The organism is Lactobacillus johnsonii (assembly GCF_013487865.1).
Taxonomy (GTDB): domain Bacteria; phylum Bacillota; class Bacilli; order Lactobacillales; family Lactobacillaceae; genus Lactobacillus; species Lactobacillus johnsonii_A.
Window position 1 is genome coordinate 1,963,877 of sequence record NZ_CP047409.1, and the last position, 24,234, is coordinate 1,988,110.

A 24,234-nucleotide genomic window follows, 5' to 3' on the forward strand; every position below is an offset into this window, starting at 1 on the left:
AGTGATAATTAGTTTTCCTCAAATAAAAAATCAGTTCTATCTTAACGATATGAGCTGATTTTTTATTTTCTTAATTTTTGCTCCAATTTGTTATTCATCCCACCTTTTGCAACCCTTTTCATTTTATGAGTGGTTTATTTAAAGTTCGGCTACTTCTAAGCCTGTTCCAGAGCAACTAGCTTCCAATTCTAAAGCTGAAATCCCTATTACTCTAAATAAGCCTGTACCTTCTACAGTTTCATTTAAGCCAGTTAAAGAACACAGCACTGTGAAGACTGAAAAGGCTACAACGATTAGGGCTACTTCCAGGATTAGTTGGCGATAGAAAAAAGAAGAATAGTTAATTATTCAAATCTACAAAAAATGCGCTAAGATTCAATATCTTAACGCATTTTTCTTATATTAAGGAAAAGAAATTTAATTCATCAAAATGTATTTCCCGGGGAATTTATCATCTTAATTCTTATTTCTTCTCTTTATAACGATTCCTACACTCGCAAGTAATGTAGTCACACCAGTGACAATCAAGCTAACTAATGTTTCTTTTTCTCCTGTCTTTGGTAATTCTTTATTATTTCTATTGTTAGATCTCGAAGAATTCCTCTTAGTAGCTACTTGTTTATTATTCTGGCTATGAGTATGAGGCTTTACTGAAATAGAACTGCTTGTCTTTTCATGGATTGCATTGTTCTTTATTGGTGTTTGTGCATTAGCAGCATCATTCTGATTTGAAGATTCTTTACTATTTTTAATTGAAGTTTGTTGATTTGTTCCTACTACGTTGTCTTTATTTTGAGTAGAAGTTGTTTCATTTTTCTTTTCTGTAGTTGATACGTTTACTGGTTGTTCAACCTTAGGTAGGACTACTTGATGCTCTGTTTGCGTCAAAATACCTTTAGCAGTTTCCAAAATAGCCTTTGCATTTTCTAAGCTAGTTGAAGATGCGGCTTTATCATTTAAAATTTCCTGTATATTATTCAGGATTTCTTTGAATTTATTTTGTGATTCAGGAGTATAACCATCTAAATTCAAACTGTTATTCTTATTGACTTCTTCTTGCAAACTTGCTCGAACATGCTCTGCTTCTTGATCATTAGTGGATTTTGTTTCATCTTTTTTAACTAAATCTTTTTCTGCTTCAACTAGAGTTTCTGTGGCCTTATTAACTTCTTCTACTTGTGCATCTTTTGAATCCAATATTCCTTCCGCAGTTTTCTCAGCATTTTCTTTTACTTTAGCTGAATCATCAGTATATTGCGATTTATCTTCATTTTTGTGCTTATTAAGCTCTTCTTTTAATTGATCCTTAGCTTTTTCAACATCAGGATCGGAAACTGTTTTTTCAACCAAAGCCTTTTCAGCCTGTGTCAAACTATCAAGTGCTTCTTGAATTTCACTTGGGTTTGCTTGCGTATTAGTTAAAACTTGATTTACTTTTTTCAGCGCATTGCTTAAGCCTTCTACGCTTTCAGAAGTATATTTGGTGGTATCAAGTTGACTAAGTTTTTCTGCCTTTTCTTTTAAGGCATTTTTGGCAGCCATAATTTCTTCAGCATTGGTTTCTTTTGTATTAGCTGGCTGTGTTGGCTTTTCTGGAGATACCTGTTTCTCCTTAAGAGCCTTCTTTGCATTAACAATAGAGTCAAATGCTTCTTGAAGGGCAGCTACATTTGCGTCTTTATCAGATAAAGTCTTCCTTGCCTGATCAAGAACTTTAGTTATTTCTGCTACTGAATCATCAGTGTATTTACTTTGATCAAATTCTTCACTTTCTTTAATTGTTTTTTCCAGTTTTTCTTTAAGTGCCTGTAAGTCCTTATTAACTTCATGTTCTGCTGGTTTTTCAATTAAATTCTTAATTGCCGTATCTAAACTTTCAATTGCATGCGTCAATTCTTGAAGAGTAGCCTTCTTATTTCTTAATACTTTGCTTGCTTCTTGACGCGCTTGAGCTAAGTTTTTAGCTGATTCATGTGTGTATTTACCAGAGCTTCCTAAAGATCTTGCTTGATCAAGTTTCTTTCTTAGCTCTTTTCGTGCCTGAGCTATACTCTCATCTGTATTAGGCTGATCTTTTTCAATTGTCCTAACGACATATTCAACAACATCTGATTCATTACCATATTTATCAATAGTCTTAAATAAAATCTTTCCGTTCTCTGTAACGGTTAGTCCTTCTTCTGGCAAAACTGCATATTTATTTCCGCCATCAGTACTATATAAGACATTGCCATCTTCACCTTTTCCAGTTATTGTCACTGATTTTTTATCTGATGCAGTTGTAGCAGTAATTTGTGGCGCTGCCAATTTTTGAGCTTTCTTATAGTACACGACTAAAGTCTGAACTTCACTCTGATTATCATTATTATCAGCTACTGCAACATTAAAAGTATTTTTCCCTTCTTTAAGTTTAACAGTATGAGTAAATTTCTTTCTCAAATTCTTGGTGCCATTGTAATCGATATCATCCCAATTTGCATCAACATTATTATCATTTATAAACAAACTATAATATGGGTAATCGTCACTAATTGTACCTTGAACTTCAAACTCTTCCTTATTTGTATAAATTGGTGTGTAGTGTCCCTGTTCATCCTTTTCGTGGTTAAGAGCTACTTCTGGAGTATTTGCATCTACATAGAAGGTTAGTCTTTCTTGAACAGTATCTCCAATTAAAACTGGAAATACCTTAGAACCGTGATTACCAAGATCCAAAATTAGTTTAAATGTTCCATCTGACTTCACTCTAACATCTTGATTACCAATTCTAAGCGTAGTAGTTGGACGGCTGACCTTTCCAGTTAATGTTAACTTACCAGTTTTAGGATCATAGTTCTTTGTTTTCGCGTTAACACTACTTGTTCCAAATTTAACTCCATCATCAAAAGTAACATCAGTTGCTGAAACAACAGTTTTACCACGATCACTCGATTTAACAATTTGCTTAACTGATGAACTGTTACCATCCTCATCGCTAACTACAATATTCATTACATTTTCGCCATAACTTACTGGGACTTTGACTGTAAATTCATGCTCACTATTTGGCTTAGCGCTATATGTTTTATCATTAATTTTTACAGCAACTTTATCAGCATCGGCACTAACTTTTCCTGATACTTCTACTGTATCTTCAGAAGTTTGACTTAACTTAACTTCTCCATCTCCAGCATAGGTTTCTTGATTATCAATTTTAAGACTCTCAATTTTAGCTGGCACTAGACTAACTTTAATATCTTTTTGAGTAATTAAAGTCTCATGTTCCTCATCAGCATAGAATTTAACCTGGGTATCATAATCACTAACTGACAATGGCAATGTTGTAACAAAGCGTTCGCTAGATTCATCATAGCTTATCTTAAGCTCGTGCTCTTTCCCATCTTTATCAGTATATGTCCCATATACTTTTTCTGGATATGTACCTGAAATCGTGTAAGAATTATCACCTGCATCATATGCATCACTAAGTGTTGTTATTTTGCTTGGTAAGTTCTTATCGATAATTAGTCCAAAGTTTATTTCACCTGGCTTATTAGCTACACCTGAAGTAGTTCCAGCATTAGTAGCATTATCAAAGACAGCTATAGACAAGTCGTTTTTTCCTGCTTTAAGGGTTCTAACTTGCTCATCACTAAGTGGAATTTCAATCTTTTGGTATCCAGAATTTGTTGAACCCACAATGTCATATGATACATTTCTATTGAGCTCACCATTTACGTAAGTATTTGCTTGACCATTTAGACCACTAAAATTATCTTTTGCTTCAGCTTTAAGGACATACGATATTTTCCCGTTCTGATCTTTATGCGATCCCAGCTTCAGATTCTTAACTTCTGGTTTAACACTATCAACCTTAATTTTAATGTCATAGTGTTGTTGCTTGTTCGTACCATCGACTGTCCCCGTTACACGATAAGTGTAAGTTCCATCGGGTACTTTTTCAGTTTTATTAGTTTGTTGGTTGAAATATGTACCATCCCAAGCTGGAGCATAATTGAACTTAGCATATCTTTGGCTGCTAGCAGCCCAATATGACTTGGTCACATGCGCTAAAGAGGCCAGAGTATTAATTACTTCACCATCTTGATTTAAAATTTCAGCTTTAACATCGTTAGCATTTCTAAATAAGAAATACTGTGGCTTCAACCACGATACGGATGCTCCATCTGCTGTAGATAATGCAATTGCGTCTGGATCAATACGATAATTTCCAGTATCATCTTGGCTTAATCCAGCGTGTCCGATGGCTCCATTTTTATTTCCAGCCGTTATAATCGTACCTAAATTATTGTTTTCTGGATTAAATGCTAATCCATTCAATCCATCAAAAATAGCTGGCTCAGCCCAATCACCAAAGAAGCCCATGTATGGAATTTTTAAGTGGGAATTATCTAATCCAGTAAAGGTCATAAATCCTTCAATATATTGGTTTTCTTTGAAATTGTCTGGTAATGATAAGGTTACTCCTACTTCTTTAGTTGAATTTGCCGGAACTATTATTTTTTCATCTGGAGTAAGCGTAGCACCTTCAATTTTCTTTTCAAATAATTTTCCTGTTTTGGAATCAGTTGCTGAAGTGTATACATCAGAAAACTTTCCGTTACTATTTAAACTATATTCGATTTCTTTATTAGTACGATTTGTAAATTTAAGAGTAAATTGATGTTTACGATCCTTGAAGTCTTTCAATTCAACTCCTGGGTATCCATTCCCACCACTAACTGTTGAAGGATTATGCAAAATTGCATTAATTGCAGCTTCTACATTAACTAATCCCGCCCCCTGTCTACGAGGTGATTCAATAACTGAATCATGATCAAGGTCAACTTCAATATTTGTTGTATTCATCTGAATATTCTTTATTAAAGCTGCTCGTTCACTCTTAGGCATCTTTTGATATAATTCGTAAAATTTTCCATTCTTGTCATTCATTGCTTGCACAAGTAAAGCTTGAGAACCGGCAATAAATGGTGATGCCATTGAAGTCCCGGACATATTAGTGTAGCCATTGTTATTTTGCAAAGACCAAATATTTCCACCTGGAGCCGTAATATCAGGCTTAAATGCCAAATTAGAAACAGGACCATAAGACGTAAAATCAGACATCAAATCTTCTTCTCGTACCACATTATTCAGTGGTTGAACTGCAATGTTTACTTGCAATGCTTCATCGGGATGAGATTCAAGATAATCAACAAGTTTTTTACCATCATCAGTTGATAAACCGGCTGTTGGAAAACCTTCATTATACAAAACTGATGTTAGTGGAGTATTTCCACCAGCATTATTTATAATAAGAAGTCCAGCTGCACCAGCTTCCTGAGCATATTTTTGTTTATCAGTAAAAGCAATTGCTCCACGAGCTACTACCGCAATTTTTCTTTTTACATCATCGGTATACTGATCCGGTGTTCCCACACCTAATTTTCCAGCTGCATCTTTTACAAGGTAGAATTTTTTATTGTCAAATGCAGAAAGATCAGTGTTAGGAGAAAGCTGGGTAACAGCTGGTCCAAACAGCTTTTCTCCACTTGCAGTAGAGATAGTCATTCCATCAGTAGTTACTTTCGTATTCTCGGCTGATGCAACTGTTGTTGCTCCTTTACTTGTGCCCGGACTACCAATAGTTTCCATATCCGGATTACCGTAAAAATCTTTATTATTTCCCTCTTGATCTGACGTTGAAGCACCAGAGTTTCCTGCTGAAATTACAGCTGCTGTTCCATGCTTAACAGCTTTTTCTACAGCTGCAATTTCTGGATCATCTTCAGTCTGTTCACCTGAAACTGATCCCAAAGACATATTCAGAACATCTGCCCCTAACTTAGCTGAATCATCCACTGCACCAATTATACTGGTTGAATCAGTAGATGCAGAACTATCTGAGTTAGAGAAAGCTTTCATGGCAAGTAACTGTGCTTCGGGAGCCACTCCAACTACTGAAGTTGCTGGATTAGTTCCGGTACCATTTGCACCAACGATACCCGCAACATGCATACCGTGTTGTTCTTTTGGATCATCATCCGTAATAATATCGTTATTATCAGAATAGTTATGACCAAATGGTACTTTACTGGTGAAGTAACGACCGTAGCCACTATTTTCAGTAAAGCCATCAATATCCTTAGCAGTCAATTTAGCTTTAGATTCGTTGCTTAATCTCAAATCCTTATGATTAGGATCAATACCAGTATCAATAATTGAAACAACTGTTCCTTCACCTTTATATTGATAGTTTGACCAAACCGTCGAAACATTGGCCATATTATTTGCTGAGGTATCGGCTGCAAAATATACCTTAGCTAAAGTAACTGATTTTACACCCTTAATTTCTCTTAATTTTTTAATATCTCCAACTTTTGCTTTTGTTGCAAAACCATTAACTACATACCCATAACTTTTATCAATGGCTTGATTTGTAATTTTTTGAACTTCATTCTTAATTCCAGATTGAGCAGCAATTACTTTATTCGATGCTTGCTCAATTTCGGCTCTACTTGCTGTTTGTGAATCAATTGATCCATTTTCAGAAGCTGGTAGAGCGTCGAGTTGGACAATCACATCTACATAAACCTCTTGCTGTTCCTCGGGTGTTAGTCGTTCAAAATTAACACCTTGAGCAGCAAGTTGCGCCTCAATAGCTTGGCTCGAGAGAGCTGTCGTAGACTGTTCTACAGCTGCCTTAGACTTCCTAACGCTGTTAGTTTGGCCTTCTACACTTGCCTTTACGACTTTTGTTCTCCTCTACCAAGTACTTGACCAGTAGTTATAAGAGCTGTACTGAGCAATAACCAAGCATATTTTTCTCTCTTCTTTTTCATTTAAATCCTCCTCAAAGAATTGATTAACTGACCCTTGTAACTAATTTATAATAAAATAAAAATACATTTTAATATATTTTTATTTTAATATTATATCCATTTTATATTAAAGTTCAATGCTATTTTATACAAAAAATAACTATCAAATGCACATTATTTACTAATTTCTTCCAAATTATGCTACTAATACCGAAAAAATTAACATTGATTTATAAATAAATAACTGTTTAAATTATTAAATAAATATTAGTATAGCAAGAGTATTTTTAATTGGAGGTTTATATGAAAAGAATAATTAAAGTTGGTGCTTTAGCAGCAAGTAGCTTTTCCTTATTATTTTTAGCTGGTTGCTCTCCAAATAATAAGGAAGTTGCACAATATGGCGATAAAAAAATATCGCAGGAGCAATTTTATCAGGAACTAAAGAGCTCTCCGACTAGCAAAACAATTCTAGCTAATATGTTGATCTACGGGGCTCTTAAAGAAGCATACGGAAGCAAGCTTAATAAAGATCAGGTAGAAGCCGACTATAATAGTTACAAAAAAAGATATGGTTCTCAATTCGATTCCTTTTTAAAAGAAAACTCCTATACAAAAAAATCGTTTAAACAAATGATTGAATTAAATTATCTAAGTAAAATTGCTTTAAAAAAGCAGATGAAGCCAACCACTTCCCAATTAAAAGAAGAGTGGAAAGATTATCAACCGAAGATCACAGTTCAGCATATTTCAACTACTAGCCGTGATACAGCAAATACAGTTATTGAGAAACTTAATAATGGTGAAAGCTTTGCTAATTTAGCTAGTAAATATTCCGTCGATAGTCTAACCAGTTCCAATGGTGGAAAATTGTCCGCTTTTGATATGCAAAATAGACGGTACGATTCTACTTTCAAAAAGGCCGCCTATAAATTAAAAAATGATGAATATACCAAAGAACCTATCAAAGTTACAAATGGTTATGAAGTCATTAAAATGATTAATCATCCTAAAAAGGGTAACTTTGCTGATAAGCAAAAAGAATTAACTGAAGCAATTTATAATAAATGGGCTAGCAACTCTAGAATGATGAATAATGTTATCAGTCAAGTATTAAAGGAACAGCACGTATCAATTAAAGACAAAGATTTAGAATCAGCTCTTGATATGTATAAAGGTTCCAATAAAGCAAATTTTTAAATACTAAGAATTAATAATATATAGAAAAAACTCTATTAAATTTTGGTGTTAATAAGCCTCGATTTAATAGAGTTTTTAATTTGAATTAAGATTTTTAAAGGATTAAACGCAAAATTGCTTAAATGCAATTTTAAAAGATATTTTTGATTAAAAAGATTTAAATCATATTAGTTTATAAGAAATACCAGCAGACCCTTTGTGGACGCATCATATAAGAGTAGTAATAATTTAAAAAATTATAGTCTCTATAATATGAGTAAGAACCAAAGTAAGAGTATGAGTAGTATACTCTCACACTAATTGAAACATAGTAATATCTAGTAGATGATGTTGGGGCTGTAGCGGCTGTGCCTGCTGTCGGAGCTGTGGCAGCGATGCCCGCTGTTGGGGCTGTAGCGGCCGTGCCTGCTGTCGGAGCTGTGGCGGCTGTGCCTGCTGTCGGAGCTGTGGCGGCTGTGCCTGCTGTCGGGGCTGTAGCGGCTGTGCCCGCTATATTTGCTGTAAGTGGAGCAGTTTCTCTTACATCAGCTGTTTCTGCAACTAAGCCTATATTGTGTTCATCTTGTAAGTTATTATCATTTTCAGCTGCCTTCGCCTTACCGGTATTTAAGGTAAAAGCCATTAATAATGCTGCTGTAGTCAGAGCTAATCTATACTTTTTCATTTTATTTTTTCCTCTTTAATTTATCTTCACCATGAGTTGTTTTTACCCAATATGAGTTGCCACGTATTTTCTTATAAAAAGCGATAATTATAGAAATATATAACAACAAATTATATATTGGAAAAGCTATCAGCATACTTGCCATTAATACGTACTGCTTAGACAATGTTAATTTCCAATATTTCCATCCCAAGTAGCCACACCAAATTATGTTAATACTTATCAGTAGAACTAGTAAGCGCCAATGTCCCTCTGCATTAACGCTCACAAATCCAAGGACTATCAAGTGACTTGCCCCAGTAATTAACGTAATTATTGGTAAAATCATGTAGAAAGTCATTTCACATTTTGCTCTTAAATTAAGATTGTCGTTAGATATTATTTTTCCCCAATAATTTACTAAGCAATCTAATCCGCCCTGCACCCATCTACTTCGTTGTCTAATAAAAGCTATAGGATGACTTACGGCTTTCTGAAGCACCACGATATCGTGAGCATACAGAGTCTTTTTTTCCATTCAAAAGAAAACGTGTACTAAATTCAAAATCTTCAAGTAAAGCATTTCCCCAAGGTCGATTAGTATCAACTGCACTTGCACGAATACATTGACCATTTCCAGAAGCTGCTGCATTAGAGATGATATTTCGTGTATTTTGGATCCAATCATTAATTAAGGCAAACTCTATATCCTGTAAAATATGTAGCCAATTAGTTATCTTTATCATACCTACTCTAGTCTGCAAAAGATCTAAATTTTCATCTACAGAGAAGTACTGTAAAATCTTTCGATAGCCTTTTGCTGTCATATAGGCATCTGCATCCATAACTTCGATAATCAAGTATCGAGGATCATAATTATTCTGTGAAATGAGTCGACTATAGGCCCAATTAAGAGCTTCACCTTTACCAATTTGTGCATTTGGCTTTTTTCGCTCAAGCAACTTAACTCGATCAGTTTTTTCTTGAGATATTACCATCTTAGTAATAGACGACGTTTTATCGGAAGAATCGTCATCAATAATTACCATTTCAACCTGAGAAAGTCCTGCCGTACTTTTTAAAAATTGTTTTATTGTTCGACTAATTACCGCCTCTTCATTCATTGCGGGAACTAATACTACTAAATGATACTTAGGATCAATTTTGCTTATATTTTTTGATAAGAAAGATTTAGCATTTTTACCCCATATTATTAATAAAACAACCCAAAGTACATAAATAAAAATCCCCGTTGCTGAAATATCAAAAATAATAGACTCTATTTTTGATCACTTCCTAACAGACAAGTCATTTTACTTAACTCGAATTGCTATAGGAGCCGTCGCCGCAGTTGCAGCTGTAGCGGCCGTTGGGGCTGTGGGCGCAGTTGCAGCAAGAGACCCTTTGGCAGGAATGCCGAGTTTGCCCGGGATACCTGGTTTTCCTGGAATTCCAGGCTTGCCTGGGATAGCTGGAATAATAATCTATTTACCATCAGTTACTCCACCTTTAGCAGTTTCTGCCACTTTACCTAGAGAAGCTGTTTCTGCCACTGATGCTTTGGAAGCTGTTCTTGCTGTTTCACCTGAGGTTAAACTATTTGCTATTACCTGATAAACATCAAGTTGACCTAAGATAATTACTGTACCTAAAGCAAAAACTATCTTTTTCCAGTTCTTAATCTTCATCTTTATTCCCTCCTACGCTATTACAAGCGTTATGTTATCACTTCACTTTTTCTAATTCAATGTTATTTATAATAATATTTTGATGTTATTAACAGATTATTATAATCACTATTTGTAATTCATAATATCTGGAATGATCTAGTGTTGTCTTTAGCTAATCATATATGTGGAAAGAATTAACAGAATATATATTCAAAATTCACTTTCTCATCAGTACGTTTATTTTAAAGTGCTTTATCTTACTTAACTTGTTTTTTATTTAAGTTATTTTCGTTATATAACAGTCCTTAGATTATAGTTATTTTTATTATTTTAATTACTCCTTTGCTATTTTGAAGCACAAAAAAAACCGAGACTCATTTCTGAATCTCGGAAGTAATAGTTTATTCTAAATATCTAATTTATTCTTTAATCTCGACCATATCTTCTTCTTCACGTTTTTGTTCAATCTTACGGAGCCATGGTAAGACAAAACCTAAACCAAAGAGTACTACAACAGTAATAATATTCATCCATAGTTGATGAGTAAATGCTTTTGTACCAACTGCAACGTTTTGTGGAATGAATCCTAAAGTTGCACAAACAAAAGTAAAGAGTAAGCACCAAAAACCAACAGTTAATGCACCAGTCTTATTTTTAATAAATACATAGCTAGAGTGGTATTTATCTTGATGCATTCTCATTGCTACAAATGCAAAGAACACCCAACAAGTCTTATATGGTGAAATAATACCGTTAACGTTCAAAAGCCAGTTATAAATAGTATTGATGTTTGGTAAAGTACCAGTCAAAAGAAGTAAGAATAAGCTGAGTCCTACAGTAAAAGTATAACTGTGAATTGGACGACCGTTCTTGTTCTTCTTGGTCAACCATTTTGGCATGAATTTTTCGCCAACATCTCCGGCAAATACACGACTTGACGCATCTAGTAATACGGCAAGTTGAGCCATCATAAAGATAGCTTGAACAACTGCGAAAATGTACATCAAGACCTTACCCATTCCTAAACTTTCACCCAAAAGTTGGAAAGCGTAGTAAGGACCATTCATCTTAAAGTCGTGTGGAATCTTGTGAGCGTTAAAGAACATAGCAAGTGCTAAGGTTCCAAAGATAGTCAAGAATCCTGTCATAATTGCAAGCATCCACATTGCCTTAGGAAAGTCACGTTTAGGATTCTTCATTTGTTGCACGTATGGTGCAGCTAATTCTGCACCTGACATAGCAAAGATCAAAAGACCAGTAGTTGAGAAGTAATTCAAACTAAATGATGGCTTAAATGCGCCCCAGTTAAATGGTTGAGTTGCAATGTGGTGTCCATGCATTACTGACCAAGCAGCAAGCAAAACAAAGAGCATGGACATAATGAACATAGCTCCCCCACCAATTAAGGAAAGGATTTCTAGTGAGTTACGCAACTTATTTTCGAGTAAGATAAAGATCAAAATGATCACAAAAGTTAAAATTCCGAACCAGAACGTTGACATCTTTTTGTCTAAACTATTGTTACCAAAGATTATCCAACTGAAAGACACGATAACTGAGTTTGACACGTCAACGATATATGGCACACTCTGAACCCAATACATCCATGAGGTCCAATAGCCTAAAGTATCATTAGTACTTCTTCTTACCCAAGAAGCAAGACCACCATCCTGATTATCAAAAGTCAAACTCATCTGACTACTAATCAATGCGTAAGGAATAACATAAGTAAATAGCAGAAAAATCCAAGAAATTACAACTGAAAGACCTTGGTTTTGAAATGGATAGAAGATATTTTCAAAACTAATAATCGTTACAAAGTCTATCAATGCAATAACTGGCCAACTCATATAGTGCTTTTTATTCGGTTCTAAATCATTAAAGACATCTGGTTTATCCAATTTTTAAATTCCCTCCAAAATTAAAATATTTATCTAAATCCAATGTCTCAAATTTGGAGGTTTTAAAACTATCATCAAAGTATTTAAATCCACTTGTAGAAATCCTCTATAAATCGCTATAATTTATGCCGTAGTCTACTTGCAAATCAAACTGCGTACAAAAACGTTCGCACAAAATTATAAGGATTTATAAAAAATTTGCAAGTCTATTTTAGAAAATATATAGGAAAACAAGGTGATTAAATGAATTTTCTAAAAATTGCGTTAAGCAATCAACTAAAAAATAATGATTTTAATTCATGGCAAACTACTAATTTGAACGATGAAATTCAAGCTAGTGAACTTGCCGCTATTGTTGTAGCAGAGACTGATAAAAGTAGTCTTAAAACTGCTCAAGATTTACAAAAAAAATCAGGGCTTGGAATTCCTATTATTAAAGTTTCACATGAAACAATTTCTAATAATGAAAAAAATCAAATAATCGATGCCGCAAATCAATATACATCAGAAATGGTTCCTGGATTTTTAACTGATTTGGTCAATTTTGCAGAAGATCGTCCAGTTAGTTTTACTACACCAGGTCATCATAATGGCTTATATTACGAAAAACATCCGGCGGGAGTAGTATTTAATCGCTTCTTTGGTAAAAACCTCATGTTTGCTGATACCAGTGATACAGTACCAGAATTAGGCGATACCATGACCCACGAAGGAACACCTTTAACTGCTGAGCAAAAAGCCGCCGAAACTTACCACGCCGACAAAGTTTATTTCTGTACTAATGGAACAACGAGTGCAAATTCAATTTGTGCAAGTGCTCTATTAACCAAAGATGACTTAGTTCTTTTTGATCGAAATAATCATAAATCCCTCTATAACAGTGCCTTAGTAATGACTGGTGCCAAACCAGTATATATTCCAACCGATCGTAATGCGCTTGGATTAATTGGAGAAATGGATCCTAACTTCTTAAGTGAAGAAAAAATTCGCGCTGAAATTGCTAAAGTTGACCCTGAAAAAGCTAAAGCTAAGCGTCCATTTAGACTAGCTATCATTCAATCAGAGACATATGATGGACTCTTTTATGACGCGAAGTGGATGATTGATAAAATTGGTAAACTATGCGATTACATTCTTTTTGATTGTGCTTGGGGTGGATTCGAACAGTTTGTTCCAATTATGAATCACCTGTCTCCCCTCAACTTAGACTGTGGGCCAGAAGATCCGGGTATTTTAGTAACTCAATCACTTCATAAACAACAAGCTGGGATGGGCCAAGCCTCACAAATTTTGAAAAAGGATGCTCATATTAAAGGCCAGAAACGTTACGTTGATCATAAACACTTTAACCACGCTTATCTTAAATTTGTTACATCAAGTTACTCTTATCCCCTTTATGCCTCACTCACCGTTAACTCATATTTAACCAGCGGTGAGGGTAATAAAAAATGGTGGGACCGAATCTTACGCTTAGGAATTGAATGGCGGAAAGAATTAATTAAAAAATCAAAATTATTTAAGCCACTAGTAATTGATAATTTTGAAAATATTAGTACTGATGAGTTAGCTACAAATGAAAAGTACTGGAATTTAGATTCCACTAATCTTTGGCATGGATTTAGCAAAATTGCGCCTGGTCAGGCCATGATCGATCCTCTAAAAATTACTGTTGTAACTCCTGGAATTGATGTTAAAAATGCAAAATATGAAGAAACAGGAATTCCTGGACCAGTTGTCGCAGAATTTCTAATGGAGAAGCGGATTATTCGCGCAAAAGATGACCTATATTCTCTTCTTTTCTTATTAACGCCGGGAGATACGAAAGCTGAATTAGCTATCTTACTAAATGCATTCTTAGAATTTGAGCAGTACTATAACGAGGATGCACCTCTAGAAAAAGTGCTCCCTAAGCTAACCAAAGTATATGGTGATCGCTACAAAGGTTATACTTTAAAACAGCTTTGCCAAGAAATGCATGAATATTACCGGGGAAATAATACCTTTACCCTCCAGCAAGAATTATTTGCTAAACCAGACATGCAAAATTATCAAATGACTCCCGAGCATGCTGACTATCTCTTCATGAAAAATGAAAGTGAATTAGTTAACTTAGAGGATATTAAAGGTCGAATTGCGGCTGAAGGTGCCTTACCCTATCCACCAGGGGTGTTCATTGTTGCGCCCGGCGAAAAATGGAGCAATATTGATCAAAAATATTTTGAAGTTTTAGTAGGTGCTATCGAGCGTTTCCCAGGCTTTGTACCTGAAATTCAGGGAGTCTACTGGGATCAAAAATCAGATGGTAAAATAAGAGTACAAGCAGAAGTATTAAAGGAGAATTAGTAATGGTTTTATCTTGGAAAGAAAACTTACCAACCGAATTAAAGGAAAAAGTCGATAAAGTCGATAAAATGATTGAACCTCGTCTAGAAGAAATTGATGAGCAAGTATTCTATAACCAACAACGTGTTTTGGATATATTTAGAAAGCATCGTGTTGGAGAAGAAGATTTAGTGCCTTCTACTGGTTACGGTTATGATGATGTTGGCCGTGATAAACTAGAAGCAATGTATGCCGACTATTTCAAAACCGATGATGCATTAGTACGCCCTCAATTCTCTTCAGCAACTCATGCTATTGCTGTTGGTCTATTTAGTATGCTCCGCCCTGGCGATACGCTCTACTACTTAACTGGTATGCCATATGACACTATTCAAGAAGTTATTGGCTTAGCTGGTGACAAACCAGGCAACATGAAAGAATGGGGTATTGACTTTAAGCACACTGATTTACTTGATAACGGTGAAGTTGACTATGAACAAGCTAGAAAAGACTTGCAAGATCCAAAAATTAAAGTTGTAACTATTCAACGTTCTCTTGGTTACGCTGTTCGTGCAAGCTTTACAATGGAAAAAATCAAGAAGATGCTTAAGTTTATTAAAGAAGTTCGTCCAGACGTAAAAATCTTCGTTGATAATTGTTACGGCGAATTTTCTGAATCAGAAGAACCAACTTTCTATGGTGCTGATATGATGGCGGGTTCTCTATTTAAGAATGCAGGTGCCGGAATCGTTAAAGCGGGTGCCTTCCTTGTTGGTAAAAAAGATCTCATTGAAGGAGCAGGCTCACGCCTTAACGTCCCTGGTGCTGGTAAAGGAGAAGGCGCTACATGGGGCTATTTAAGAGACATGTATCAAGGATTCTTTATGGCAGCTCACACTACTGGGGAAGCCTTAAAGGGTATGATTTATACTGCTGCTCTTTGTGAAGAAATGGGAATGAAAGTTGCACCTAAGTGGAATGATCCAAGAACTGATATCGTTCAAACTGTAACCTTCGGCGAACCAGATCCAATGGTTAAGTTCTGTGCTGCTATTCAACACTATTCACCAATGAACTCATTTGTTGATCCTATTCCATATCACCAAGATGGTTACGAAGATGACGTTGTTATGGCCTCAGGAAGCTTTACTGAAGGTTCTACGATCGAATTATCTTCAGACGGTCCAATGCGTCCGCCATACCGTCTTTACGTACAAGGTGGTCTTTCTTATGCCCATGACAAGATTGCCATCACTCATGCTGTAGAAGAAACTTTCTATAAAAAAGATTAGTACATATTAGTATCCTTAAAAACGGTCAGTGAACATCATCCACTGACCGTTTTTTGGTCTCTTTATTAAGTTAATGCAAAATCATTTTTTCTTTAGTCTCTTCTACAAATCCACGACTCCGATATAATCTTTTCGCCTTGATATTTGTGGAAAAGACCTCTAAAAAAGCGGGACGTTCTAAGCAAGGAATTACAGTATCCAGTAATTTACCACCAATTCCTCTTCCTTGAAATTCATTTAACACATAAATATAGCCTAGTTCGTTTTCTCTAAAAGCCACAAAACCTACTATTTTGCTATCAATCACAGCCACATAAATTGTTTCCGAAAACAGTTCCTCTTTATACACTGCCACTTCAAGTGGAGCATACAGATCAACCGCATTACCTACAATTAATTCTTGCATTCTGGCTTGATCATGTACTTTGCATAATTGAACATAGTCTATATTTTTATATTTTCTAATAATTACTTCTTCTGACATAACTAACCTAATTTCTATTTAAAACATCAGGAGAAATAAACTCCTGATTAATGACTAAATTGGCTAGCTTTTCTACGTAATCTCATTATCTTACCTGCTTTCTTATTTTTAACAATGTTAATATGTTATTAATATCATTGTCAATATTTAATTTAAAATTAATATATTTTTGCACCAATTAAATTTTTTTGTTAGGGTGGAAGATATACTTATATTTTTTAAGGAGGACTTTTTCGAGTTAATCTAAGTGCTTTAACTCATATTATGCAAAAAGAAAATTTGAACAATACAAATACTATCAAAGAAAAAAAAGAACTATAAAAAGGCTCCGCTGATGCCCATTCATCTACGGGTATTTACTGCTGTATTATTAGGGCAAATTGCCTGTGGTTTTTCCCTAGGTATTTCTGGGACTGCTCTTTCTAGCGCAAGTAAATATATTACAATCAGTGATCTATGGACTGGATTAATTGGCGCCGGATCTTTAATAGGTTTAGCGGGAAGCATCTTAATTGGACGCCTGTCTGATAAAATTGGCAGACGAAAATTATTAATGCTAAATATGTATATCCTAGGATTTCTATCATTAACCCAATTGTTAACTAATAACTTAATACTTATTTTTATTATTAGAATTCTGATTGGTTTAATGATTGCTGTCGACTATACAGTGGGAAATGCTCTCTTAACAGAATGGCTGCCTAAAGGCGAAGATAGTAAAAGACAAAGCCATCTTCTTATTTATTGGACCATTGGATTCATTGCTTCATATTTAACAGGAACCTTTATTACTGGCTTTGGTTCTTATAATTGGCAAATCATTTTATCTACCGGTGCAATTCCAGCGTTTATTGCCGCTATATTTAGATCCATTTTCCCCTTACCTGCTTCACCAAGTTGGCTTGCTAGTCGTGGTAAAGTGAAAAAGCTAACAAAGTTATCAAAAAACATATGGGACATAAATGGGGCCTTCCTCAAAAATTAAAAAAGGCTAAACCCGTCAAGGAAGTCTCTTGGACAATATTATTTTCCAGGAAATATTTGCGACAAACTTTAGTCGGTGGCCTTTTCTATGCTTGCCAAGCCTTTGCATTCTTTGGTATCAGTATTTTTCTTCCGATTCTCTTACAAAGTATGCATGTTACTGATCAAAAAGTTTCCGGCATTATCTATAATGGCGGTATGTTCATTGGAGTACTTTTTGGAATTTTAATTTTTAACAAAATTAGTCGACGTGCATTTTTAATTAGTAACTTTTTACTCTCAAGTCTCTTGATTGGTTTCCTAGCAGTCAATAAAAATATTAATTCTAATATTCAATTGATTATCTTTTGTATATTTGCAATTGTTTTATCGTCTGGATTAGTACTTGACTACCCTTATCCAACTGAGCTATTTGATATTAAAGTTCGAGGAACAGGAGTTGGAACTTGTATCACAATTAGTCGTTTTGGGGCAGCAGCTGGTACTTTCCTATTGCCTATTTTAACTAATCTAGGTGGAGCACATCTGGCAATGATCACTTGTGCTTTTGTTCTCTTTGCTGCCTTTGTCATCTGCTTAATCTGGGCTCCTGAAACTTCACCCCAATTCAAACAAAATAATTGATTTGATACTACTTTTTCTTAAAATTAAGCTTAGAAAGGATTAGGGTGATTTCTATGGTAAAAATGACAATTAGCCAAGATGCAATCGATTTTCTTAAAAACCGTGATTATAACAAACATGAAATACTTTTAATTGTTGATGGCGGTGGTGGCGACTACTCAATTGAAGGTGGATCATGTAATATCGGCATGGATTATTCATTAATCTCACTTGATACAATGAAACACGATCCACGCTACTCAGTAAAAATTGAAAATAATGCTAATTTTGAAATTTATACTTCTGACTACGATTTAGCATTTCTCGGTGATAATTTGATCCTTGATATTCATAATACCACCTTACGTTTACGTAATGATTCGGGCATCTTAACTGGCGCCGTAAAAATAACAAAGGCAAGTTTTTTAGCAGAAAGAGCTAAAGAAGGAATTATTGATCAAAAAAATTGTTAATAAATAACTTTTACTCTCAAATATAATTTTGAGAGTTTTTCTTTACTTTAAGTGGGTGGTAAAAAAGGAGTCGCGTAACCTTGACCCAAAAATAAAAAGTACATAAGACTTATTCCTATAAAGTTTTATTATTATCTACATAAATTAGAATTGGTACTTATCCCGATTAAATATATTTACCTCTATGCCGATTTTTAAATCAACTAGTCGAAAAACTTTACTCATCTAGCAGTTTCTCTAATTCAGGATAAGACATTGTTCCCTCTAATTTATTAGTTTTTAAATCATCTATTGCTTCTTCAATAGAGTTCATTGTTTTCACATTAGGAATGTCCCAATATTTTGGGAGAGCAGGATCTGCTAACGCTTTGCTAGCCTTTTGTTTTATACCAGCTGAGATTCTATTATCAACTCTTGTGTCCACCTTGATCACCTCTATAATAGATGACTCATAAAGACCTTATTTAACAAAAAAGACGGTCACTAAGACCGCCCACGCTCTGCATGACTAAACTCATGTTTCGCAATATCTTTATTCCTAATTTTATTATACCACTGGCAATTGTAAAGTCGGTGGTTTTTATTTGCCGAAAACTCATTAGAATCAACTCGACTTCTTATCTTTTTTATTCGTTCATCAAATTATTTTATACTCTACTGCAAAGATATTGATATACACTTAATTCTTTTCTTCCCCCCAGTGCTTTTTTCGAAAAAATGTTATATCATTAGAATCAATAATTTAGAAAAGGACATATTGCTATATGATGCTAATTGTATTTTAGTCTCAAGGGACTAATTTACCTTCCCTTGAGAAAACCAAATTTAAAATCTATTTTCTTAAGGAGAAAAATAAAAATTGAATAATACTGACGAAATCGAATTTTCACGTGTACGTAAACTTGTAGCTCACTATGCTGTTTCACCAGAGGCTAAGGAGAAAATTTTAGCTCAACCACTTGCAAATAAGTTAGTCAAAGCAAATGCGTTATTAGATGAAACGGAAGAAATGGTCTGGATTTTAGATCACGGCCTACACATCCCTTTTATTAATTCAGATGCTTTTACCCCAATTATCAATAAAGTGAAAAAGGGATATATCTTAAAGCCTCGAGAACTAGAACAAGTTGCCGACTTTATACGGGTTACCCGCTTATTAGTACGCTTTTTTGATAAACAAAGAAGTAGCGTTCCGATTATGGCAAGCTATTGTGATAGTCTAACTATTCTCGATAAATTAGAAGAAGTAATTTATCGAGATATTGAACGCGGAGAGGTTTCAGATCGAGCCGATAAAGATCTGACTAAACTACGCCAAAGAAGTAGTAAATTAAATACAACTATCAAGGAAACCCTACAGAAATACTTGCAGACAAAAAAGTCCCAATCAATGTTGCAAGATTTTCAGATTATTCAAAAAGATAATCACTATACTCTTCCTGTTAAGACAAGTTTTAAGCATACTTTTGGTGGAAATATTATTGATCAATCTAATAATGGGACCACTGTTTTCATTGAGCCAACCAAGATAATTCATCTTACCCAAGAAAAAACTACAGTCGAAAATCAGATTTACTTAATTGAATCTCAAATTTTTGGAAATTTAACAGCAAAAATCTATAATGAGCTAACTCATTTTGAAGCCAATCTTACTGTTATTGTTGATCTAGATTGTATCTTAGCACGCGCAAAATATTCGCATGCTATTGGTGGCAAACGACCAATTTTAAATGAACAAAATGAGCTTCAATTGAACGGAATGAAGCATCCCTTGTTAAGTAATCCCGTTCCTCTATCCCTTAAGTTAGATCCAACTAAACATGGCTTAATTATTACTGGACCGAATGCAGGTGGGAAAACTGTCACACTCAAAACTGTTGGCTTAGCCACTGCAATGACTGAATTTGGTCTCTTCTTACCTAGTGCAGCACCGTGTTCCATTCCGCTTATGACAGAAATTTATACTTCAATTGGTGATCATCAAGACTTAGATAACTCTCTCTCAACATTTTCTGCTGAAATGAAAAAGATGGCAGAGATTGTTCAAAAGGCCACTCCAAGCAGTCTGATTTTGTTAGACGAACTGGGTAGTGGAACGGATCCCAATGAAGGTGCAGCCCTTGCTATTGCTATTTTACAAACCCTGCAGCTAAAAGGATGCCTAATCTTAGCAACTACCCACTATAGCGCTATAAAAGATTATTCAACTAAAAATCCTGCTTTTATTACAGCAGCAATGGACTTTGACTTACAGACACTACATCCCACGTATAAACTACTTCTAAATCAAGTAGGCGCCAGTCGTGCTCTCTGGATTGCAGAAAAAAGTGGTATGCCTGAAAACGTACTGTCAGAAGCTAAAGATTTCTTAAACACAGGAATCTTTCCTCTAAAACAAGCTAATCTTAAATTTAAGAATAAGCCGAAAAAAGTTAAATCCCTACCTTCTTTTAAAAAGGGTGATCGAATTAAAGTACCAAAATATCACCAAGAAGTACTCTTTTATGAGAATGCTGATATAGCGAATCAGATTGTGGTTTTCGTTAATAGAACTTTTGAGACTGTACCCTTAAAAGGGGCAAAATTAGTTCGAAAAGCTGAAGAACTTTATCCTGCAGGTTATAACCTTGATTTATTATTTGTTCAAGATTGGCAAGAATATAAACTAAACAAGGATTTAGATCGCGGTTCTAAAAAGGCCTGGAAGAAGTTGAAAAAGTAATAACACAACTATTTAAATAATTATAAAAATAAGCTCTCCAGCTTACTTTAAGCTAGAGAGCTTATTTGTGTTTATTCAGATATTTTTATCCATCAAGTTCTACGCCCTGCAGTTCTTTCATTGCATCATAAGCAGCTGATCGTTTGTTATGGTCAACACTAAGAATTAATAAATCTCCTGCTACAATTACGGTATCTCCGTGAGGAATTATTTCTCGACTTCCTCTTCTAATAGTTCTAACAAGTACATTATTTGGCCATTTAATATTCTTAATTTCCTGATCTACTAACTTACTATTTTCATATACTGGGATATCTAATTCATCTTCTTCACCTGATATTGGCTGTAAACGTGTTTCTGGCAGCATGGCAGCTGCTAAACTATCATAAATTGGCTTTCCACCAAGAATTTGATCAATTAAAAGTGCAATAAACGCCACAACAGCTAGTGGCATTAAGTGAAGAAGCGATCCGACCATTTCAGTAATTAAAATAATTGCTGTAAATGGTGCGCGAATTATCGCTGCAAAATAACCTGCCATTGAAAAAATTATTAAGTTAATAACTAAGTGTGCGGGCATTAAGCCAAGTTGTACCATTAATGTACCATAGGTTGCTCCAATTAGAGCACCCATAGTTAAAATTGGCAAAAATATACCACTAGGTAACCCTGAATCATAAGAAATAATTGAAAATGCAATTCGCAGCACATAGTAAAATGCTAAAATTCCAACTAATGTCCATCCACCTTGAGTGATCATTTTTTGTAAGGACAAAATTAATCGATTACCTGGTCCAGTGATTAATGGCCAATAATACATAATTGGAATTAAAATCGCTAACGGAATTAAACCATGTAGCCAACGTGGTAACCATGTGACTTTTAAATAGACTTTCTTTAACCCAAATAAGCCTTTTTTATATAAATGGCCTAATAATCCAAGAATAATTCCTAAAATTACCAAATGCCAGTACAAATAAATTGGAAATGAATGGTCATATGGCATCCCTAACGCATGATGTAATCCAAAAAAGTATGACACCATAAAATTAGCGGCAATTGCTCCTACCAAAGAATTCATCCAAACTCGAGGTGAAAAATTATGAAAAATTTCTTCTAAAACAAATAGTGCTCCGCTCAATGGTGCTCCAAATGCAGCTGATAAACCACTTGCAGCTCCCGTTACAAGTAACACCCTTTGGTTATATTTACTTTGTTTTAGCTTCTCACCGACTCCTTGGCCAATAGATGAACCAAGTTGAAGGGATGGTCCTTCAGGACCTAAAAACAAGCCTGTTCCAATTACTAAAATTCCCCCAATTAGCTTCCTCCACAAAATCTGCCACCATTTAAGTTGTAGTTTACCTTGAAGCTGTAATTTAACTTCCGGAATACCGGATCCTCCAACATGTGGATACTGTTTAACAAAATACCCCGCTATGATCCCTACTGCGGCTAACCCAAGAACAATTGCAACAAACCAAACTGGATTATTATGGGCCTCTTTAAAAAGATAGAGCCAAAAAGCAGACGTCTTTTCAATTCCAAATCTAAATAGTCCAACTACGGCACCAGCAATTAGTCCTACAATTAATGCCTGCAGCATCAATTTTAGATTATCTTTTTCTTCTTTCCTCATTCTTACTTACCTACATCCCTATTTATTAGATCCTGCTCTATTTTAACGCAAAAAGCCACTACATCTGTAGTGACTTTTTTAGTTTCATGTGAAACATTATTATTTTTCTTCGTACCATTCAGTATGGAAAGTACCTGGACGATCATTTCTTTGGTAAGTGTGTGCACCAAAGTAATCACGTTGACCTTGAATAATATTTTGAGGTAAGCGTGGGTTAAAAATAGATTCTAAGTAATTCAAAGCCGCACTAAGAGTTGGGGTTGGTACACCAGCATCAGCAGCAATTTTAACCACATCTCTAAGAGCACCAATATTTTCTTTCTTTACCTTATCAAAGAATGGTGCCTTGAATAAGTTAGGTAAGTCCTTATCAGCATTGTAAGCAAACTTAATATCATGAAGCATTTGTGAGCGGATGATACAACCAGCTTCCCAGTTTTGGGCAATAGTTGAATAGTGCAAGCGCCAGTTATAAGCTTTTGCAGCCATCGTTAATTGCTCAAATCCTTGACCATATGAAACAGCCATAGCTAAGTATAAGGCTTTTGCAAGTTGATCAACTAAGTCCTTTGGAGCTTTCTCTGGGTCAATCTTTGGTTCAGGATCATTTCTCAAAGTTGCTTTTGACATAAAACGAGCAAGAACGGCTTCTGCAATTACAGTAATTGGAGCACCTAAACGAATTGCATCTTCAAGCATCCAGTTACCAGTTCCCTTATAAGAAGCTTCATTTAAGATATGATCAATAATATGATCATCAGTTAAGTTATCCTTTTGTTTTAAGACCTTAGAAGTGATTTCAATTAAATAAGCTTGTAAACCACCCTTATCCCAATTCTTAAAGATTTCACTCATTTCATCGTTTGAATAATGACCAACGGTGCGGAGAACATCGTATACTTCAGAAATAATCTGCATAATACCATATTCAATACCGTTGTGAACCATCTTCACATAGTGACCACTACCTGCTGGTCCAATGTATCCGACACATGGTTGACCAGTTGGAGTCTTGGCAGCCATAGCTTCAAGGATTGGCGCTACTTCTTCATAAGCTTTTTCATCACCACCTGGCATTAAGGCAGGACCGTTCAAAGCTCCTTCTTCACCGCCAGAAACACCCATACCAATGAAGTGAATACCATGCTTTTCCATTTCCTTATAGCGACGATTAGTATCATGGAAATTAGAATTACCACCGTCAATTAAAATATCGCCCTTATCTAAAAGAGGCAATAGTTTTTGTAAAGTTTCATCAACTGGTTTACCAGCCATGATTTGAATCAAGATTTTTCGTGGCTTTTCTAGTGAATTAACAAATTCTTCCCAAGTATAAGTTGGCTTTAAATTCTTATCTTCATATTTTGCTAAAGCATCAACCTCTGGCTTATCAATTGAAAATCCAGAGACAGAGTAGCCATGATTTTTAACGTTTAAGGCAAGGTTTTTCCCCATAACGGACAAGCCAATAACCCCAAATTGTTGCATATTTTTGCCTCCA

The 24,234-nt window shown here is 35.0% G+C and carries 14 protein-coding genes and 1 pseudogene; 6 read left to right on the forward strand and 9 right to left on the reverse strand.

Going from position 1 to position 24,234, the window contains the following annotated elements; all coding sequences use genetic code 11:
* Positions 1-456: 456 nt before the first annotated feature.
* Positions 457-6,561 (reverse strand): S8 family serine peptidase, encoded by a 6,105-nt coding sequence (locus GTO82_RS09545; protein WP_260983160.1) that lies wholly within the window; start codon positions 6,559-6,561, stop codon positions 457-459.
* A gap of 542 nt (positions 6,562-7,103) precedes the next feature.
* On the opposite strand from GTO82_RS09545, the gene GTO82_RS09550 reads away from it, so the two are divergent.
* Positions 7,104-8,000, forward strand: coding sequence for a peptidylprolyl isomerase PrsA (locus tag GTO82_RS09550; RefSeq protein WP_180873327.1), 897 nt, complete (start codon positions 7,104-7,106; stop codon positions 7,998-8,000).
* A gap of 172 nt (positions 8,001-8,172) precedes the next feature.
* On the opposite strand, the gene GTO82_RS09555 is transcribed toward GTO82_RS09550, so the two are convergent.
* The 4 genes from GTO82_RS09555 to GTO82_RS09570 form a co-directional block, all read right to left on the reverse strand.
* On the reverse strand, positions 8,173-8,664 hold the full coding sequence (locus GTO82_RS09555; protein WP_180873328.1) for a hypothetical protein: 492 nt from the start codon (positions 8,662-8,664) through the stop codon (positions 8,173-8,175).
* Positions 8,665-9,104: 440 nt separating this feature from the next.
* Entirely contained in the window at positions 9,105-9,767 is a 663-nt protein-coding gene (locus tag GTO82_RS09830) for a glycosyltransferase (RefSeq protein WP_260983161.1), read from the reverse strand.
* Between the two features lie 360 nt (positions 9,768-10,127).
* The gene (locus tag GTO82_RS09565; protein ID WP_180873329.1) at positions 10,128-10,331 is read right to left on the reverse strand and encodes a hypothetical protein; all 204 of its coding nucleotides are present in this window, start codon (positions 10,329-10,331) and stop codon (positions 10,128-10,130) included.
* A gap of 401 nt (positions 10,332-10,732) precedes the next feature.
* Positions 10,733-12,214 (reverse strand): APC family permease, encoded by a 1,482-nt coding sequence (locus tag GTO82_RS09570; RefSeq protein WP_180873330.1) that lies wholly within the window; start codon positions 12,212-12,214, stop codon positions 10,733-10,735.
* 243 nt (positions 12,215-12,457) lie between these two features.
* Between GTO82_RS09570 and GTO82_RS09575 the strand changes: the two genes are divergently transcribed.
* Positions 12,458-14,557 (forward strand): putative ornithine decarboxylase, encoded by a 2,100-nt coding sequence (locus GTO82_RS09575; protein WP_180873331.1) that lies wholly within the window; start codon positions 12,458-12,460, stop codon positions 14,555-14,557.
* A 2-nt stretch (positions 14,558-14,559) separates the two neighbouring features.
* Complete coding sequence (locus GTO82_RS09580) at positions 14,560-15,828, forward strand: aminotransferase class I/II-fold pyridoxal phosphate-dependent enzyme (protein WP_053106777.1); 1,269 nt, start codon at positions 14,560-14,562, stop codon at positions 15,826-15,828.
* Between the two features lie 70 nt (positions 15,829-15,898).
* On the opposite strand, the gene GTO82_RS09585 is transcribed toward GTO82_RS09580, so the two are convergent.
* Positions 15,899-16,312 carry a GNAT family N-acetyltransferase gene (locus GTO82_RS09585; RefSeq protein WP_004898250.1) on the reverse strand — a complete coding sequence of 138 codons (414 nt, stop codon included), beginning with the start codon at positions 16,310-16,312 and terminating at the stop codon, positions 15,899-15,901.
* A 264-nt stretch (positions 16,313-16,576) separates the two neighbouring features.
* Between GTO82_RS09585 and GTO82_RS09590 the strand changes: the two are divergent.
* Together GTO82_RS09590 and GTO82_RS09595 are read left to right on the forward strand one after the other, a co-directional pair.
* Positions 16,577-17,920 (forward strand): annotated as a pseudogene (locus tag GTO82_RS09590) (MFS transporter).
* Positions 17,921-17,973: 53 nt separating this feature from the next.
* Positions 17,974-18,372 carry an iron-sulfur cluster biosynthesis family protein gene (locus GTO82_RS09595; RefSeq protein WP_180873332.1) on the forward strand — a complete coding sequence of 133 codons (399 nt, stop codon included), beginning with the start codon at positions 17,974-17,976 and terminating at the stop codon, positions 18,370-18,372.
* 217 nt (positions 18,373-18,589) lie between these two features.
* Here GTO82_RS09595 and GTO82_RS09600 read toward each other — a convergent pair whose 3' ends face one another.
* The gene (locus GTO82_RS09600; protein ID WP_014567958.1) at positions 18,590-18,796 is read right to left on the reverse strand and encodes a hypothetical protein; all 207 of its coding nucleotides are present in this window, start codon (positions 18,794-18,796) and stop codon (positions 18,590-18,592) included.
* A gap of 435 nt (positions 18,797-19,231) precedes the next feature.
* Between GTO82_RS09600 and GTO82_RS09605 the strand changes: the two genes are divergently transcribed.
* A complete protein-coding gene (locus tag GTO82_RS09605; RefSeq protein ID WP_180873333.1) occupies positions 19,232-21,094 on the forward strand; it encodes an endonuclease MutS2 in 1,863 nt (620 codons plus the stop codon).
* An 85-nt stretch (positions 21,095-21,179) separates the two neighbouring features.
* Here the strand turns inward: GTO82_RS09605 and GTO82_RS09610 are convergent, their stop codons facing one another.
* Both GTO82_RS09610 and gndA read right to left on the reverse strand, forming a co-directional pair.
* Positions 21,180-22,733: a ClC family H(+)/Cl(-) exchange transporter gene (locus GTO82_RS09610; protein ID WP_180873334.1), complete on the reverse strand. Its 1,554-nt coding sequence runs from the start codon at positions 22,731-22,733 to the stop codon at positions 21,180-21,182.
* Between the two features lie 99 nt (positions 22,734-22,832).
* The gene (gndA, locus tag GTO82_RS09615; protein ID WP_061400312.1) at positions 22,833-24,221 is read right to left on the reverse strand and encodes an NADP-dependent phosphogluconate dehydrogenase; all 1,389 of its coding nucleotides are present in this window, start codon (positions 24,219-24,221) and stop codon (positions 22,833-22,835) included.
* Positions 24,222-24,234 lie beyond the last annotated feature (13 nt).